At 63.2% G+C, this 17,100-nt stretch carries 15 protein-coding genes; 5 read left to right on the top strand and 10 right to left on the bottom strand.

Going from position 1 to position 17,100, the window contains the following annotated elements:
* Positions 1-182 precede the first annotated feature (182 nt).
* Complete coding sequence (ndk, locus tag KO516_RS15120; RefSeq protein ID WP_216004615.1) at positions 183-605, bottom strand: nucleoside-diphosphate kinase; 423 nt, start codon at positions 603-605, stop codon at positions 183-185.
* Positions 606-856: 251 nt separating this feature from the next.
* Between ndk and KO516_RS15115 the strand changes: the two genes are divergently transcribed.
* On the top strand, positions 857-2,707 hold the full coding sequence (locus tag KO516_RS15115) for an ABC-F family ATP-binding cassette domain-containing protein (RefSeq protein ID WP_216004614.1): 1,851 nt from the start codon (positions 857-859) through the stop codon (positions 2,705-2,707).
* A gap of 173 nt (positions 2,708-2,880) precedes the next feature.
* Here the strand turns inward: KO516_RS15115 and KO516_RS15110 are convergent, their stop codons facing one another.
* Positions 2,881-4,041: a mechanosensitive ion channel family protein gene (locus KO516_RS15110; protein ID WP_216004613.1), complete on the bottom strand. Its 1,161-nt coding sequence runs from the start codon at positions 4,039-4,041 to the stop codon at positions 2,881-2,883.
* A 198-nt stretch (positions 4,042-4,239) separates the two neighbouring features.
* On the opposite strand from KO516_RS15110, the gene eno reads away from it, so the two are divergent.
* On the top strand, positions 4,240-5,514 hold the full coding sequence (gene eno / locus KO516_RS15105) for a phosphopyruvate hydratase (RefSeq protein WP_216004612.1): 1,275 nt from the start codon (positions 4,240-4,242) through the stop codon (positions 5,512-5,514).
* A gap of 123 nt (positions 5,515-5,637) precedes the next feature.
* Here eno and KO516_RS15100 read toward each other — a convergent pair whose 3' ends face one another.
* Positions 5,638-6,111 carry a cell division protein ZapA gene (locus tag KO516_RS15100; RefSeq protein WP_216004611.1) on the bottom strand — a complete coding sequence of 158 codons (474 nt, stop codon included), beginning with the start codon at positions 6,109-6,111 and terminating at the stop codon, positions 5,638-5,640.
* Positions 6,108-6,671: a hypothetical protein gene (locus tag KO516_RS15095; RefSeq protein ID WP_216004610.1), complete on the bottom strand. Its 564-nt coding sequence runs from the start codon at positions 6,669-6,671 to the stop codon at positions 6,108-6,110. Before KO516_RS15095 ends, KO516_RS15100 begins: the two co-directional genes overlap by 4 nt.
* 251 nt (positions 6,672-6,922) lie before the next feature.
* Here KO516_RS15095 and tkt point away from each other — a divergent pair, with 251 nt between their 5' ends.
* Complete coding sequence (tkt, locus tag KO516_RS15090) at positions 6,923-8,941, top strand: transketolase (protein WP_216004609.1); 2,019 nt, start codon at positions 6,923-6,925, stop codon at positions 8,939-8,941.
* Between the two features lie 97 nt (positions 8,942-9,038).
* Here tkt and KO516_RS15085 read toward each other — a convergent pair whose 3' ends face one another.
* The gene (locus tag KO516_RS15085) at positions 9,039-10,013 is read right to left on the bottom strand and encodes a DUF808 domain-containing protein (RefSeq protein ID WP_216004608.1); all 975 of its coding nucleotides are present in this window, start codon (positions 10,011-10,013) and stop codon (positions 9,039-9,041) included.
* A 216-nt stretch (positions 10,014-10,229) separates the two neighbouring features.
* On the opposite strand from KO516_RS15085, the gene gap reads away from it, so the two are divergent.
* Entirely contained in the window at positions 10,230-11,237 is a 1,008-nt protein-coding gene (gap, locus tag KO516_RS15080; protein ID WP_216004607.1) for a type I glyceraldehyde-3-phosphate dehydrogenase, read from the top strand.
* Positions 11,238-11,323: 86 nt separating this feature from the next.
* Here the strand turns inward: gap and KO516_RS15075 are convergent, their stop codons facing one another.
* The gene (locus tag KO516_RS15075) at positions 11,324-11,875 is read right to left on the bottom strand and encodes an NADPH-dependent FMN reductase (protein ID WP_216004606.1); all 552 of its coding nucleotides are present in this window, start codon (positions 11,873-11,875) and stop codon (positions 11,324-11,326) included.
* 201 nt (positions 11,876-12,076) lie between these two features.
* Between KO516_RS15075 and KO516_RS15070 the strand changes: the two genes are divergently transcribed.
* Positions 12,077-12,574, top strand: a complete 498-nt coding sequence (locus tag KO516_RS15070; protein ID WP_216004605.1) for a hypothetical protein — start codon at positions 12,077-12,079, stop codon at positions 12,572-12,574.
* Here the strand turns inward: KO516_RS15070 and KO516_RS15065 are convergent.
* Genes KO516_RS15065 through KO516_RS15050 form a run of 4 tightly spaced genes read right to left on the bottom strand, consistent with a single transcriptional unit; the run spans position 12,571 to position 16,828 of the window.
* Complete coding sequence (locus KO516_RS15065; protein WP_216004604.1) at positions 12,571-13,782, bottom strand: beta-ketoacyl-[acyl-carrier-protein] synthase family protein; 1,212 nt, start codon at positions 13,780-13,782, stop codon at positions 12,571-12,573. The genes KO516_RS15070 and KO516_RS15065 overlap by 4 nt on opposite strands.
* Positions 13,779-14,039 carry an acyl carrier protein gene (locus KO516_RS15060; protein ID WP_216004603.1) on the bottom strand — a complete coding sequence of 87 codons (261 nt, stop codon included), beginning with the start codon at positions 14,037-14,039 and terminating at the stop codon, positions 13,779-13,781. The genes KO516_RS15065 and KO516_RS15060 overlap by 4 nt, the downstream gene beginning before the upstream one ends.
* A gap of 41 nt (positions 14,040-14,080) precedes the next feature.
* Positions 14,081-15,172: a UDP-3-O-(3-hydroxymyristoyl)glucosamine N-acyltransferase gene (gene lpxD, locus KO516_RS15055; RefSeq protein WP_216004602.1), complete on the bottom strand. Its 1,092-nt coding sequence runs from the start codon at positions 15,170-15,172 to the stop codon at positions 14,081-14,083.
* A 30-nt stretch (positions 15,173-15,202) separates the two neighbouring features.
* Entirely contained in the window at positions 15,203-16,828 is a 1,626-nt protein-coding gene (locus tag KO516_RS15050; RefSeq protein WP_216004601.1) for a murein L,D-transpeptidase, read from the bottom strand.
* Positions 16,829-17,100 lie beyond the last annotated feature (272 nt).

Below are 17,100 nucleotides of genomic sequence, written 5' to 3'. Positions count from 1 at the left end.
GTACCGAGGCGACCACTACCGGTATCGGCGACCACCGACGCATTGCCCCCACAGCGACGCTCAGCCTTATCTATGCGTTTGAACAGACGGTAGAAAAAGAAGAAACAAACCGAAATGAAACGAAAAAGGGCCCCGGTTTCCCGAGGCCCTGATTCAAAGATTCGCGCTGCGTCTGCGTCGGCTTAGCCGACCAGTTCGAGGCCCGAGAAATAGTAAGCGATCTCCTCAGCGGCGGTTTCCGGTGCGTCGGACCCGTGAACCGAGTTCTCGCCAACCGACTCGGCGAATTCGGCGCGGATGGTACCCTCGGCCGCGTCGGCCGGGTTGGTTGCGCCCATCACTTCACGGTTCTTTGCGATGGCGCCTTCGCCTTCGAGAACCTGCACGACGACCGGTTCGGACGCCATGAATTCGCACAGTTCGTCGTAGAAGGGACGCTCGGCGTGAACCTTGTAGAACTCACCGGCCTGCGCCTTGGTGAGCTGAATGCGCTTCTGCGCGACGATGCGCAGGCCCGCTTCCTCGAACTTGGCGTTGATCTTGCCAGTCAGGTTGCGGCGGGTGGCATCGGGCTTGATGATCGAAAGAGTGCGTTCGACGGCCATGATAGGTCTCCATTAGCGAAAGGCCGGGCATCGGGCCCGGCCAGTAGTCTTGCAGGGCGTTAGCATGGCGTACAGCAATTGGGAAGGCTTGATGGTTGCCAGCCGGTTCGGTGGCGCGGTCTGTTCGGATCACTGCCAGGCTGCATGGTTGCACCAGCGAGGGGCCAGCCCCTCGCGCTCCCCGGGATATTTCCGGCCAGAAGAAGAGGATGGGGATTTCCGCCGGTAGCGGGCTCTGCTAAGGGCCGCATATGCTCAGGATCGACGATATATCTTTTTCCATTGAGGGCCGGCCCCTCTTCGAAGGCGCAAGCGCCACCATTCCTGCAGGCCACAAGGTTGGCCTCGTCGGACCGAACGGCGCGGGCAAGACCACGCTGTTCCGCCTGATCCGGGGGCAGCTGACGCTGGACGGTGGCGAGATCACCATGCCAGAACGCGCCCGCATCGGCGGCGTTGCGCAAGAAGCGCCCGCGTCTTCGAAGACGCTGATCGAGACGGTGCTCGAGGCGGATCAGGAACGCGCCGCGCTGATGGTCGAGGCCGAAACAGCGACCGACGCCCACCGCATCGCCGAGGTGCAGACCCGTCTGGCCGATATCGATGCATGGTCCGCCGAGGGCCGCGCTTCGTCGATCCTCAAGGGGCTCGGGTTTTCCGAGACCGACCAGCAGCGCCCGAGCTCGGATTTTTCGGGTGGCTGGCGGATGCGGCTGGCTCTGGCTGGGGTGCTGTTCGCGCAGCCCGACCTGCTGCTGTTGGACGAACCGACCAACTATCTCGACCTTGAAGGCGCGCTGTGGCTGGAAACCTATCTGGCGAAATATCCCCATACGGTGATCGTGATCTCGCACGACCGGGGGCTGCTGAACCGGGCCGTCGGTGCGATCCTGCATCTGGAAGCGCGGCAACTGACGTTGTATCAAGGCGGCTACGATACCTTTGCGCGCACCCGCGCCGAACGCCGCGCGGTTCAGGCAGCGGCGGCGCGCAAGCAGGACGACCGGCGCGCACATTTGCAGAGCTTCGTCGACCGGTTCCGGGCCAAGGCATCGAAGGCCAAACAGGCTCAGGCACGCCTGAAGATGATCGAGAAGATGGAGACGATCACCGCGCCCGAGGATGCGGCGCAGCAGGTGTTCAGCTTTCCGCAGCCCGATCAACTGTCCCCGCCCATCGTGGCGCTGGAAGGTGGCGTGACGGGATATGACGACCGGGCCGTTCTGAAACGGCTGACCCTGCGCATCGATCAGGATGACCGGATTGCTTTGCTAGGGCGCAACGGCCAGGGCAAATCGACGTTGTCGAAGCTGCTGGCTGGCCGCCTGCCCCTGATGGACGGCAAGCAGACCGTATCCTCGAAGCTGCGCATCGGCTATTTCGCCCAGCACCAGGTCGACGAGCTGCATCTTGACGAGACGCCGCTTCAGCATCTGCAACGCGAACGCCCCGGCGTGCTGCAGTCGAAGCTGCGCGCCCAGCTTGCCGGGTTCGGGTTGATGGCGGCGCAGGCTGAAACAGAAGTCGGGCGACTGTCGGGCGGGCAGAAGGCGCGGTTGTCGCTGCTTCTGGCGACGCTGGACGCGCCGCATATGCTGATCCTCGACGAGCCGACCAACCACCTCGACATCGAAAGCCGCGAGGCGCTGATCCAGGCGCTTGCCGCCTATTCCGGCGCGGTGATCCTTGTCAGCCACGACATGCACCTGCTCAGCCTCGTGGCCGACCGGCTCTGGCTGGTCAAGGACGGCACCGTCACGCCCTATGACGACGATCTCGACGCATATCGCGCCATGCTACTGACCTCGGAGAAACCGGCAAAGGCCGAAAAGCCCAAGCCCAAGATCGCCCGCCCATCCCGCGACGAGGTTCAGGCCCTGCGATCGGATCTGCGCAAATGCGAAGCCCGCATCGAGAAGATCGAGGAAATGCGCGAGAAGCTTGCGAAGAAGCTCGCCGATCCGGCGCTTTACGAGACCGAGCGCGCCGGCGAACTGGCGACCTGGAATCGCAAATACGCCGAGGTCATGGAAGGGCTTCGCAAGGCCGAAGCGCTTTGGGAAGCCGCAGCGGAAAAGCTGGAGACCGCAGAAAGCACCTGATCCGCAACGCAGCGCCTGGTCGCAAGGGCCGGCCAGCCTCCGGCGGGAGTTTAACTGGCAAGATGAAGATGAAGCGCCGCGCCCCAGCTTCTTCTGGCCTTAAATATCCCCGGGGGAGCGCGACGCGCGGGGGGGCAGCGCCCCCCCTTCGCCATTTGACACGGGTACATGCTTTAGGAAAAAGGCGCGCGGCTGACGACTTCGATATCGGGATGCATCTGCCGGGCCCGGGCGTCGACCGATACGGTCTCGCGGGTGCGCGGCAGCGCGGTGGGCATGTCTTTCTGGATCCAGGTCACCAGTTTCTCGCGGATTTCGCAGCGCAAGTCATAGGTACGCGGCGCGTTGCGCGCCGAGGCCAGCACCCGCACCTCCATCACGCGCTCGCGGAAATCGTTCACCTGCACCGCAAAGACGTTGCCGTCCCAGAGCGCAGAGCCCTCGACCACCGTTTTCGCCTGCGCCCGCAGGGCTTTGATGTCGGTCGTATGATCCAGATATAACAAGACCGTACCGATCAGCGAGGCGGTCTCGCGGGTCCAGTTCTGGAACGGCTGTTCGATGAAATAGCTCAACGGCACCACGAGCCGGCGCCAGTCCCAGATCTTGATCACAACATAGGTGCCGGTGATTTCTTCGACCTGCCCCCATTCACCCTCGACGATCACCGCATCGTCGATGCGGATCGGTTGGGTGATCGCCAGCTGGATGCCCGCGATCATGTTCTTCAGCACCGGCTGAAAGGCCAGACCGACGACGATACCAGCCGCCCCGCCAGCTGCAAGCAGCGAGACGCCCCACTGCCGGACGCTTTCAAAGGTCATCAGGATTGCCGCCACCGCAACGATGACGATCACCCAGGTGGCGACCCGCACGAGAATACGGCTTTGGGTGACATGCTTGCGGGCGAGGTAATTGTCCTCGCTATCCAGCGTGAACTTGCGCAGATGCACCGTCGTCCAGATGTGCAGCGCAGTGTAGATCAGCCAGGCAACGAGTACCATGAAAGCAATCAACAATCCATGCTGTGCCACCGCAGTGCCCCGGGGTGATAGCGGCGCCACCGAAACGCCAACCGACAGCACCGCCACCAGCACCGCCAAGCGCATCGGCCGACGCGTTCGCGCAACAAGGCTGCGCCAGAACAGATCCTTTTTCGCCACCGCGCGGTTCAGGAGCGCGAATATCACCCGGTGGAACAACAATCCGAACAGAAACGCCACGCCAAGCACCGCGATCGGCATCACCCAGTCCGGCAGCACCGGGATCAGCTGTTCGACCTCTTGCGTGATCGTGTCGACCTGTTCTTCGAGGTGTCCCAGTTCTTCTTCCATGCCTGCTCCTGCCCGGTTGGCGCGCCTCCTCCTCGCCCCTCCCGATCCTTGGTGAATTTCTGTGCCTGCCGGTGCATCTAGCCGCGATGCGGCATTTGGCAAAAGTCTCCGGAAGGGTGTGTCTGCGGTGCAAGTTTACATCCTCTGTGTCGGTGCTATAGCTCGTGAGAACCCATCAGGAGGCGGAAGGGACATCCCATGAGCACCATCATCGACATCCACGCGCGCGAAATCATCGACAGCCGCGGCAATCCCACCGTCGAGGTCGACGTGACCCTCGAAGACGGCTCGATGGGCCGCGCTGCCGTGCCCTCGGGCGCATCGACCGGCATTCACGAGGCGCATGAACGCCGCGACGGCGACAAGAGCCGCTACATGGGCAAGGGCGTGCTCGAGGCGGTCGCCGCGGTCAACGGCGAGATTGCCGAGGCCATCATCGGCTTTGACGCGACCGAGCAGGAAGCCATCGATGGCGCGATGATCGAACTGGACGGCACCGACAACAAGGGCCGCCTTGGCGCCAATGCCATCCTTGGTGTGTCGCTTGCCACCGCAAAGGCCGCCGCCGAATACCTTGGTCAGCCGCTGTTCCGCTACGTTGGCGGCACCTCGGCCCGCACCCTGCCGGTGCCGATGATGAACATCATCAACGGCGGCGAACACGCCGACAACCCGATCGACATTCAGGAATTCATGATCATGCCGGTGGCCGCCACCAGCATCGCCGAAGCGGTGCGCATGGGCTCCGAAGTGTTCCACACGCTCAAAAAAGAGCTGTCGGCGGCAGGCATGTCGACCGGTCTTGGCGACGAGGGCGGCTTTGCCCCCGAGCTGGGCAGCACCCGCGATGCGTTGGATTTCATCCTGAAATCCATCGAAAAGGCCGGCTACAAGCCCGGTGACAACATCATGCTGGCGCTCGATGCCGCCTCGACCGAATATTACAAGGACAGCAAATACGAGATGAAGGGCGAAGGGCTGTCCCTGACCTCGGAAGAAAACGTCGAATACCTTGCCAAGCTGTGCGCCGACTACCCGATCCTGTCGATCGAGGATGGCTGCGCCGAGGATGACTGGGACGGCTGGAAGATGCTGACCGAAAAGCTGGGCGCAACGGTGCAGCTGGTGGGCGACGATCTGTTCGTGACCAACCCTGCCCGCCTGTCGATGGGCATCGAAAAAGGCGTGGCGAATTCCATGCTGGTCAAGGTGAACCAGATCGGCTCGTTGTCGGAAACCCTGCGGGCGGTCGAAATGGGCCACCGGGCGCGTTACACCAATGTGATGTCGCACCGCTCGGGCGAAACTGAGGATGCGACCATCGCCGACCTCGCCGTCGCCACCAACTGCGGTCAGATCAAGACCGGCTCGCTGGCGCGTTCTGACCGGCTCGCCAAGTACAACCAGCTGATCCGCATCGAGGAAATGCTGGGCGATACCGCGATTTTCGCGGGCAAGTCGATCCTGCGCTGACCCATCGCCTGAGCGGCCTGAAGTTTTAGCTAAAAATTTCAGGCCCGGCAGGCAGGTCCGGACAAAGAAAGGGGGCGGTCGCCGGGTGGCGCCGCCCCTTGCCTCTTCAGCTACGCGCGCGGATTACGAGGCCAGCTTTTCCTCGACATCCCCCGCGATGCCCTCGGCCAGCTCCGCCAATTCGGCCAGCGCTTCCACCAGACCTTCGGGCATCACCTCGACCGGCACCTCCACGCGCACCTCGACCGGCACTTCCACCGGAACCTCGACCGGCACTTCGATCCGCTCTGGCTCGGGCGCTGCGGCGGGGGCCGCGCCCCCCTTCGACTTGAGATAGCCGATCTCGTCGTTCAGCTCGCCAATGCGGTCCTCGGCGGCGCGCAACCGGTCTTCGAGCCCAGCGGTCTTGTCTGCCAGCATCAGCCCCGCCATCAGCAGCATCCGCCCTTCGGGCATCCGACCGATCTGGCTCACCAGAACATCGGCTTCGTTGTCGAGCATACGCGCGGCGGTCAGCAAGAATTGCTCTTCGCCCGACTGGCAGGCAACATCGAACACCCGCCCGCCGATCTTGATCTGCACTTCGATCTGGCTCATTGCACCGTCTCCTGCTGTGCGGCAAGGCCCGACGACTCGGAGAGCACCGGCTCGATCGCGCCCAGCACGGCGCGCAGCTCGGCCTGTTCGACCGCCCGCGCCGAGCGCAGCGATTCCAGCTCGGCCAGCATTGCCTGATTGATCAGATGCGGCTCGCCCAGACCATCCTGAAGCGCGACCCGCATGTCCTCGCAGGACTTGCGCAGCATTTCATTCGACAGGCGCAGGCGCTGCAATTCGCTGTCCAGCTCGGCCATGCTTTCGCGCTGCGCCGCGAACTGTTCTTGCAGCGCCGCATCCGCAGGCGCGGGCGCAGGTGTTTCGCTCAGCCGCGCGTTCAGGGCGCGATTGCGTTCTTCGAGTTGGGAATTGGCAATCTTCTCTTCGTCAAGAAGCTCTGTCAGCCGGGCGATTTCCGCCGCCGACACGGCATCCTCCGCCGGCTCGGCAGGAAGATCTTCTTCGGATACGGGCATCGGCGCCGAAAGCTGCGTCACTCCCTGTGCGATGCGGTCAAGGGCTCGGGTCAGCCGCCCCTGCAACTCGTCGATTTCGGTCATGTCGCCCTCGTCTGTCTTTGCTCTCGCGGCCTGTTGCGTCCTGCTGTCGCGAATCGCATCCGCCGCATTTGATCATAGTTTAGCAAGCGGGCACGGAAATTGCGCCCCTCTGATCCATCAACGGCTTGCACCCCGTCCTTCACGCCAAAAACCCCGAAAACCGCCAAGGATTGCGCCAACACTTGCCATTCTACGGCGCTCTGCCTATTCCCGACACGCAAAGCTCCGAGGAGAGAGAGAGGACGCCCCCCGTGGACATCAAGGCCCTATCCGAAGCCCATCCCGATCACTGGATGCGGGCTGCCGCCATCCGCGCCCTGACGCTCGACGCCGTCGCGGCTGCCAACAGCGGTCATTCCGGCATGCCCATCGGCATGGCCGACGTCGCCACCGTGCTGTGGTCAAAGCACATGAAATTCGATGCCGCCAACCCGACATGGCCCGATCGCGACCGGTTCATCCTGTCAGCGGGCCACGGCTCGATGCTGCTTTATGCGCTGCTGTATCTTGCGGGCGATGCGCAGATCACGCTGGACGAGGTCAAAAACTTCCGCCAGTGGGGCGCGCGCACCGCTGGCCACCCCGAGAATTTCCACGCCGACGGCATCGAGATGACCACCGGCCCGCTGGGTCAGGGGCTGGCACATTCGGTCGGCTTTGCCATGGCCGAGGAAATCCTGCGCGCCCGTTTCGGCAAACAGGCGCAGGATCACCGCACCTGGGTCATCGCCGGGGACGGCTGCCTGATGGAAGGCATCAGCCAGGAAGCCATCGGACTGGCGGGCCGCTACGGTCTTGGTCGCCTGACGGTGTTCTGGGACAACAACGACATCACCATCGACGGCAAGGTCTCGCTGTCGGACCGCACCGATCAGGTCGCGCGCTTCAAGGCGTCGGGCTGGCATGTGCAGGAAATCGACGGCCATGATCCGGAGGCGATCGATGCTGCCATCGTCGCGGCGAAGAAGGTCACCGATCAACCCTCGATGATCGCCTGCAAGACGCATATCGCGCTCGGTCACGCCTCGCAGGACACGTCGAAAGGTCACGGCGCGCTGACCAACGCCGAGCAGAACACCGCCGCCAAGGCGGCATGGGGCTGGAAATCCGGCCCGTTCGAGGTGCCCGCCGAAATCAAAAGCTGGTGGGAAGAAGCCGGCGCGCGCGGTGCCTCTGAGCGCACGGCATGGGAGAGCCGCATCGCCGGCATGTCCGAGCGCAAGCAGGCCGAGCTGACCCGCGTCTATGCGGGCGATGTGCCCAAGAAGTTGTCGTCGGTGATCCGCGCTCTGAAGAAGCAGAATTCGGAAGCGGCGCCCAGCCTTGCCACCCGCAAGGCCTCTGAAATGGTGCTTGAGGTCGTCAACCCGGTGCTGGGCGAAACCGTTGGCGGCTCTGCCGACCTGACGGGATCGAACAACACCAAGACCGGCGATCTGGGCGTGTTCGACATCGACAACCGTGGCGGGCGCTACGTGTACTGGGGCATCCGCGAGCACGGCATGGCCTCGGCGATGAACGGCATGGCGCTGCATGGCGGCATCCGCCCCTATGGCGGCACCTTCATGGCCTTCACCGACTATGCCCGCCCGGCGATGCGTCTTGCGGCGCTTCAGCGCATTCCCACTGTGTTTGTCATGACCCATGACAGCATCGGCCTTGGCGAGGATGGCCCGACGCACCAGCCGATCGAGCATCTCGCGATTTCGCGCGCCACGCCGAACACGCTGGTGTTCCGCCCCGCCGACATCGTCGAGACCGCCGAAGCTTGGGAAATCGCCCTGTCGCAGAAGGCAACGCCGTCGGTGCTGTCGCTGACGCGTCAGAACCTGCCGACGCTGCGCACCGATCACAAGAACAGCAACCTGACGGAAAAGGGTGCCTATGTGATGGCCGATGCCGAGGGCAAGCGGCAGGTCATCCTGCTGGCCGCCGGCTCGGAGGTCGAGATTGCCATGGCGGCCCGCGACGCCTTGCAGGCCGAGGGGATCGGCACGCGGGTTGTGTCGATGCCTTGCTGGGAGCTGTTCGAGGCGCAGGACGAAGCCTACCGCCGCAAGATCCTGCCGCCGGGCCCGGTGCGTGTGGGCATCGAGGCCGCGACCCGCTTTGGCTGGGACAAGTGGCTGTGCGGCGAGCGCGGCAAGGAAGCCAAGGCGGCGTTCGTGGGGATGGATGGCTTTGGCGCCTCTGCCCCGGCGGAAACGCTTTACGAGAAGTTCGGCATCACCGCCGAGGGCGTTGTCGCGGCGGCCAAGGGTCTTCTTTGATCCGAGCTGCCAAGGCGGGGGCCAGCCCCCGCACCCCCGGAGTTTAGGGGCAAGATGAAGGAAAACGGCGGCTCTTCGGAGGCCGCCGTTTTCTTTTTTATGTGGGTGTTTTCTTGGTGAAGAGTCCGAACAGCGGGATGAGGATCTTTACCGCGATTGGTACGAGGATCAGCCCCCAGATCAGCCCGAGCACGAAATCGATGGTGGCGGTCGTCAGCCAGAGAGTCGCTGCGGCGAGGTTTTCCGGCACCGCATACGAGGCGGCCTGTGCGATGTGGTGGATGCTGTCCTCGGGCATGTGCCAGCCCATCTGCGCCACTGAGTGTACCAGGATCGACCCACCCACCCAGAGCATTGCCGCCGTGCCGACCACGGTGAGGAGTTTCATCACCCAAGGCATGGCCTTGACGATGAAGCGACCTGTGGCGCGGGTGGCGGAGAGCTTGCCCACCTCTGTCAGCCACAGCCCGACATCGTCGGCCTTCACGATCAGTGCCACAGCACCGTAGACCAGCACGGTGATGCCAAGGCCGACCAACGCCAGAACAACCGCCTGAATCCACAATTCGGGAGACTCGATGGTCGAAAGCGCCAGCGTCATGATTTCAGCCGAAAGGATGAAGTCGGTCTTGATGGCGCCCTTGACCTTTTCTTCCTCGAGATGGGCCGGATCCTTGATGTCGTGACTGCCGTCCGGGCCGCCGGAGTGATCGCCATGCGGCAACACCACGTGCAGGATCTTTTCCGCGCCTTCAAAGCACAGATACGAGCCGCCGAGAATCAGCAGCGGCGGTATCGCCCAGGATGCGAAGCTGGCGAGCAGCAAAGCCAGCGGCAGCAGCACCACCAGCTTGTTGAAGATCGAGCCCCGCGCGATCTTCCAGATGATCGGCAATTCGCGCGCTGCGGAAAAGCCATGCACGTATTTCGGGGTAACAGCGGCATCATCGACGACCACCCCGATCGCCTTGCTGCCCGCCTTGGCGGCATTGCTCGCGATGTCGTCGACCGAGGCCGCCGCAATCTTGGCAATGCCCGCAACGTCATCCAGTAGCGCCAGTAGCCCGCTCATGTCTCACCTCGAATTCTGCGTTCTGCCAAACAGTAGCGGTGCGCGGCGCGCAATCAAGCCACTGTGATCGCTGCGGGCTGCGCAAGCCGCACGCCAATGTTAGCGCAACCTGAACGTTTATCGCTAACATACTGTCAATATTGAGTTTTCAGGCTTGGATTGGCTGCATACATCAGTATGCACGAATGAAACATAGCTTGTACAGGAGAGCGTTTCATGACCGTTACCGTGGGGATCAACGGCTTTGGCCGTATCGGCCGCTGCACCCTTGCCCATATTGCTGAAAGCGCCCGCAACGATGTGCAGGTCGTCAAGATCAACGCCACGGGCCCGATCGAGACTTCGGCCCACCTGCTGCGCTATGACAGCGTGCACGGGCGGTTTGGCGGGCCGGTCACGGTGGTGGGGAACGCTGCGCTTGATCTGGGACGCGGGCCGATTGAGGTGATGTCGACCTATGACATGGCCGAGCTGGACTGGACGGGTTGCGACGTGGTGCTGGAATGCACCGGCCAGTTCAATGACGGCGAAAAGGCGGTTCAGCACATCCATCAGGGGGCCAGATCGGTGCTGATCTCGGCCCCGGCGAAGAACGTGCAGAAGACCATCGTTTACGGCGTCAACCACCGCGATCTGGTGCAGGGTGACGTGATGATCTCGAACGGGTCCTGCACCACCAACGGGCTTGCTCCGCTTGCCAAGGTGCTTGACGAGGCGATCGGCATCGAGAGCGGCATCATGACCACCATTCACAGCTATACCGGCGATCAGCCGACGCTGGACCGGCGGCACAAGGATCTGTATCGCGCCCGCGCCGCGGCCATGGCGATGATCCCGACCTCGACCGGTGCTGCGGCTGCGATCGGCGAGGTGCTGCCGAATCTCAGGGGAAAGCTGGATGGCTCTGCGATGCGCGTTCCGACCCCGAATGTGTCGGCCGTTGACCTTACGTTCCAGGCATCGAAAGATGTTACGGTCGATGACGTAAATGAGATCGTACGTGAAGCAGCGGCTGGACGGATGGGCAGCGTTCTTGTATATGACCCTGAGCCGAAGGTCTCCGTCGACTTCAACCACACGACGGCAAGCTCTATTTTTGCACCCGAGCAGACCAAAGTGGTTGGCAAACGCACAGTTCGTGTGCTTGCGTGGTACGATAACGAGTGGGGCTTTTCCGCCCGCATGGCCGACGTTGCTGGAGCAATGGGCCGCCTGCATCACTGACCCTACAGGGGAAGGTGCACCCGGCACCGGGTATACCCCACACGGAGAGGCGGCGGAGGGGAGACCGCCGCCTCTCGATTTTTGGCTCAGGTCAATTTACCGATCCACGTCGCGAATGCCGCCATGAAGCTGGCGAGGAACGCCTTGGTATCAGCGTTCTTGAGCGTGCCCTGCTCGTCGAACAGCGTATGGATCGCGCCGATATAGGCCTCGGGCTGCTGCATCGGGGCTGCGTTCAGGGCCACCAGCGACTGGCGCAGATGGTGGTTGGCACCGAAACCCCCGATTGCGCCCATCGACCCGGACACCACCGCCGACGGCTTGCCATCCCAGACACTGTTTCCGATGGGGCGCGAGCCCACATCCAGCGCATTCTTGAGATTCGCGGGCACCGAACGATTGTATTCCGGTGTCACGAACATCACCGCATCCGCGCGGCCGACGGCCCTGCGAAAGGCGGTCCAGGCCTCGGGGGGCGTGCCCTCATCTAGATCTGGGTTATAAAGCGGCAGCTCGCCGGTTCGCACAAAGCTGAATTCCAGCCCGTCCGGGGCAAGGCGTGCCATTTCGCACGCCAGCTTGCGGTTGAACGAGCCATCCCTGAGCGAACCCACCAGCACTGCAACATGTTTGGACATTGTAGCCTCCTGTCATTGTTGCAGCAAACATAGGCTGTCTCACAACACGGTGGGAGGCACGCGAGCGCACCGGCGCTGCGCATAGAAGAACAAAGTGCAAAAATGACAATAAGATACACGTCTATAGGCAATGTTGCCAATAGACGCAAAACGGCGACGAGCCTAGATGCAGCACTCAGGTCCAATGGAGTTAAGAAACTGATGCGTCTGCCTGCCTTTACCGCCCTCGCCTTTTTTGCCGCCATGCCCGCACAGGCGATGACGGTGGTTTCTTTGTCCAACAACGATGAGCTGCGCTACACGCTGACGGACGTCTCGAGCACCACGTTGGACTTTGCTTTGGATGAAGGCAAGAACAATTTTGGCGGAAAGATCTATTGGACAACAGAAGAGTCCGATTGCCTGACATGTGGCAATAGCGCTGGCAAATGGAAGCTGAACTGGAACAAGGATACGAGCGAAACGGTCACGATCGATTTCGGCGATTTGCTTGACACGGTGTATGTCTGGGTCGGTGTAGAGAACGGCGCTGGCACGCTCAGCTATGCGGCTTCGACGACCACTTCTGACACCGGCACCGGCACTGTCGGGGTTCCGGGCACCGACACCAGCGCGGTGGTCTCTGCCGTGCCGCTGCCCGGTGCGGGCCTGCTGCTGCTTGGTGCGCTTGGCTTCCTGGGCTTTCGCCGCCGCGCCTAACTTGCCCGGCGCAGCGCCAGCACGGCGTTGAGCCCGCCAAAGGCAAAGGCATTCGACAACACCGTCGAGACCTGTACCTCACGTGCGACGTTGGGCACCACGTCCAGCGCGCACTCGGCGTCCGGTTCCTCATAGCCGATGGTGGGCGCCACGATGCCGTCGCGCAGCGCCATAATGCAGGCCAGCAGTTCGATGGCGCCAGTGCCGCCGATGCAATGGCCATGCATCGCCTTGGTGGACGAGATCATAACCCGGTCGGCCTGCGCCCCAAGCGCATCGGCCACCGCGGCGCATTCGGTTTTGTCGTTGGCCGCGGTGCCGGTGCCATGGGCGTTGATATAGCCTACCTCTTCGGCAGCGATTCCCCCGTCGCGCAATGCGCCGGTGATCGCCCGCGCCGCCCCCTGCTTTGAGGGCATTACGATGTCCGAAGCATCCGAGGTCATGGCGAAGCCGACCACTTCGGCCAGAATCTCGGCCCCGCGGTCGCGGGCGTGCTCGTAATCCTCGAAGACATAGACGCCGGCGCCCTCGCCCTGCACCATGCCGTTGCGGTTGGCGGAAAACGGGCGGCAGGCGTCCTTGGACATCACGCGCAGCCCTTCCCAAGCCTTGACCCCACCAAAGCACAGCATCGATTCCGAGCCGCCGGTGACCATCACCGTCGAGGCGCCCGAGCGCACCATCTGAAAGGCCAGCCCCATCGCATGGTTTGACGATGCGCAGGCGGTGGCGACGGTAAAGGTCGGGCCGCGCAGGTTCATTTCCATGCTGACATGGCTCGCGGCGGCGTTGTTCATCAGCTTGGGCACCACAAAGGGATGAACGCGGTTTTTGCCCTCTTCGTAGACCGAACGGTAATTCTCGTCCTGCGTGATCAGCCCGCCCCCCGACGTGCCCAGCACCACGCCAGCGCGGTCGGCCAGTTCGCCGTGAAACTCCAGCCCTGATTGCGCCACAGCCTCGCGCGCCGCCAGCAGCGCGAACTGGGTGAAACGGTCGTACAGAACCATCTGCTGGCGGTTGAATACCTCTTCGGGGTGATAGCCCTTGATCTGCCCGCCGATGCGGATGGCAAGCCGCTCGACATCGCGAAATTCCAGATCCGAGATACCGCACCGGCCCTCGCGCATCGCCTCGAGCGTTTCCGAGACGTTCCGACCCAGTGCGTTGATGGTTCCCGCGCCGGTGATGACGACTCGTTTCACGACACCTGCTCGGAGATCAGCTTTTCGATGCCCGCGATGATGCTGCCGACGCTCGAAATATCGAAATCGCTCTGGTCAGGCGCGTTGGCGTTGAAGGGAACGGTGATGTCGAAGGCTTCCTCGATGGCGAAGATGCTTTCGACGAGACCAAGGCTGTCGATGCCCAGATCCTCCAGCGTGCTGTCCATCGTGACGTCCGACGGCTCCAGCACCGCCTGTTCCGCGATGATCGCGATGACCCGGTCCTTGACACTCATGGCGGCGGCACTCCCTGTTCGTCGCATGTAGCAGCGCCCGTTTACCGGCCCTCGGCGAGCTTGGAAACCGCTTTCTTCAGCTCGGCGAACTCGCGGGCCAGACGCGGCAGACGGCGCAGCGCCTTGTAGCTTTCGACGTTGCTGTCCATCTTCGTCGCGGGATAGCCCAGCATGGCGCGCCCCGCGGGCACATTGGCCATCAGCTTGGTGCCCGCGCCGGTGATGACGCGGTCGCCGACGGTGATGTTGTCGACCACCCCGGTCTGCCCGCCGAGCACCACGTTGTCACCCAGCCGGGTCGAGCCCGCGATGCCGACCTGCCCGCACAGCAGGCAGTTGCGCCCGATCACCACGTTATGGCCAACCTGCACGAGGTTGTCGATCTTGCTGCCGCTGCCGATGAGCGTGTCGCGCACGGTGCCCCGGTCGACGCAGGCGTTGGCGCCGATCTCGACATCATCGCCGATGCTCACCCCGCCCAATGAATGAATGCGCGCCCAGTCCTGCGCAGCGGCGTCGCTGTCGCGGCCAAGCGTCTCGCGCACCTTTTCAACCCCCGACGGCTCTGGCGTTACGTAGGAAAACCCGTCGCCGCCGATCACCGCACCGGGCTGGGCGATAAAGCGCGCGCCGATGCTGATGCGCGCGCCGATCCGGACCCCGGCATGCAACAGCGCCTGCGGCCCGATGACGCTGCCCTGCCCGATGTGACACTGCGGCCCAATGCAAGACCCCGCGCCAATCCGCGCCCCGGCGCCGATCACCGTAAACGGGCCGACACTGACGCCCGTACCCAGCTCGGCACCGGGCTCGATCAGCGCAAGCGGATGGATGCCATCATGATAGCCTTGCCCCGGATCCATCATCGCCGACAGCCCGGACAGCGCATGGCGGGGCCGATGCGCCAGAATCGCCGCCTTCAGGCCATAGCCTTGCCAATCCGCGCCCTGCCACAGCATCCCCGCCTGCGCCTTGCCCTGACGGATCTGCGCCGCGAATGCCGGTTTCATCGCAAGGGCAAGCTCATCGGCACTGGCAAGCGCCGGTTCGTTGACGCCACTGACGCGCAGCGACAGGTCTCCGGCAGCCTCCAGCCCGAGGGCTTTGGCGAGATCGGCGATGGTAAACGACATGGCAGCCTCCGGGATTGCTCCCAAAGCGGTTTAGCTTTGCGCGTCCAGCAGCGCCACCCCCGCCGCCGACAGGGCGTTCCACAATTTGGTGTCACGCCCGTAGATGTCGGCGCGATAGTTGACATGGCCCTTCGCGGTGGTGAACGCCGTTCGGTAGACCAGATGCACCGGCACCGGCTCTTCAAGGTTGACCCGGCTTTCAGCCCCGCTGCGCAACCGCGCGTCGAACAGCCCGCGCGGATCGTCGGTCTGTTTCGCCAGCAACGCATAGGCGAAATCCTTGGGATCGCTCAGCCGGATGCAGCCGTGGGAGAACGCGCGCTCGTTGCGGGCAAACAGATGTTTCGACGGCGTGTCATGCAGATAGATGTTGTACTTGTTGGGGAACATGAACTTCACCTCCCCCAGCGCATTCTGCGGCCCCGGCGGCTGACGCATGGAAAACGGAAAGCTCGCGGCGCTGTACTGCGAAAACCCGCTGGCCCGGTTGACCGTACGGCCGCGGCTGTCGGTGATCTGCAGATGGCTCACCGCAGCCGGATTGCGCCGCAGCAGCGGCAGGTATTCATTTACCACGATCGAGCGCGGAACATACCATGACGGGTTGATCACCATGAATTCCATCACGTCCGAGAATTCCGGCGTGGCACGGTCTGGGGCTTGCGCACCCACAACCGAGCGTGTCTCGAAGGTGACCTTGCCATCGTCGATGATGTTGGCGTGGTAATCGGTCAGGTTGACGTAGACGTGGCGCTTGCCCCGCCCCTCGGGCAGATTCAGCCAGCGCTCGCGCTCCATCGCAACCACCACCGACTTGAGCCGCTCTTCCGGCGCGACATTGATCGCAGAGAGCGTTGCAGATCCCGCCACGCCGTCGGCCTCAAGCCCGTGATCTTCCTGAAATTCAAGCACGGCGGCCCGCAGCGGACCATCATAGCTGGCCGACAGGGTCGGTGCGAGGTAGCCCATGCGCAGCAGCCGGTCGCGCAGCGCGACAACCTCCGCGCCGCTCTGCCCTGGGTCAAGTTTGCCGGCCCTGATCGTTGCGCCCCAGCCGCCACGACCGATGACCTGTTGCAGCTCGAGCTTCGCGCGCATCAGCCGGGCGTATTCCGGGGTTTGCGGCGCGAGCGATGCCAGAACGTGACGCGGATCTTCGCGGCTCATCCGGTCGAGCAAGCCGCGCGCCGACAGCCGTTGCGGTCCGCGCTTGATGCCGCTGTCGATGCGCCGACCATCCAGCAAGCCGCCATTGATCGCGTGCGCATAGGCCAGAAACGTCTCGCTCAGCGCGATTTCGACCTGCCCGCGCGCATGATCGGTCCGGGCGGCACGCATCTGCGCCAGCAAGGTCTGCGCATTGAAACGCGAGGCCGGAAGCCCGTGCGCCGATGCCGAGGCCAGCGCCTCTAGCAAGGCCGCGCGGCGGGTCGCTGACGCCTCGTCCGGGGCCGTCCAAAGCGGGTCGAAGCCACGTTCGCGGTAGAATGCAGCCATCTCTGCATCGCCAGACAGTGATTCGGCGACGGCCTGCTTGTAGGCTGTCAAAGACAGCGTCTGCGCCTGCACCGGAGCGCTGCACAGCCAGCTAGCGGCCACGATCAGCGCGACCCCGGCGTTCAGCATCCCACGTTGCGGATTAGGTGTCTTGGGCATATCCACTCCGAAACTCTTCTCAACGATCAGGAAACAGTGTTCTTATTCAGCACCCTGCCCTGTCCATCCACTTTTTCCCGCGCTCCGGGATGTTCGCACGCAGGCGCGGCGTCACTGCCCCTGCCATTTAGAAGTTGGCACAAATGCGCCACATCAAAAGGATCATTTGCGCGAAACTTTGCCGAAACTTCTTGAGTGTAACATGGATGCCGAATTGCCGCCTTCCGCGATTGGGCTCGATATGCGATACACGGGGTGCATCTGGGGAGATG

Source organism: Citreicella sp. C3M06 (genome assembly GCF_018860705.1).
GTDB lineage: Bacteria > Pseudomonadota > Alphaproteobacteria > Rhodobacterales > Rhodobacteraceae > Salipiger.
This window is presented reverse-complemented; position numbering and strand designations above follow the sequence as displayed.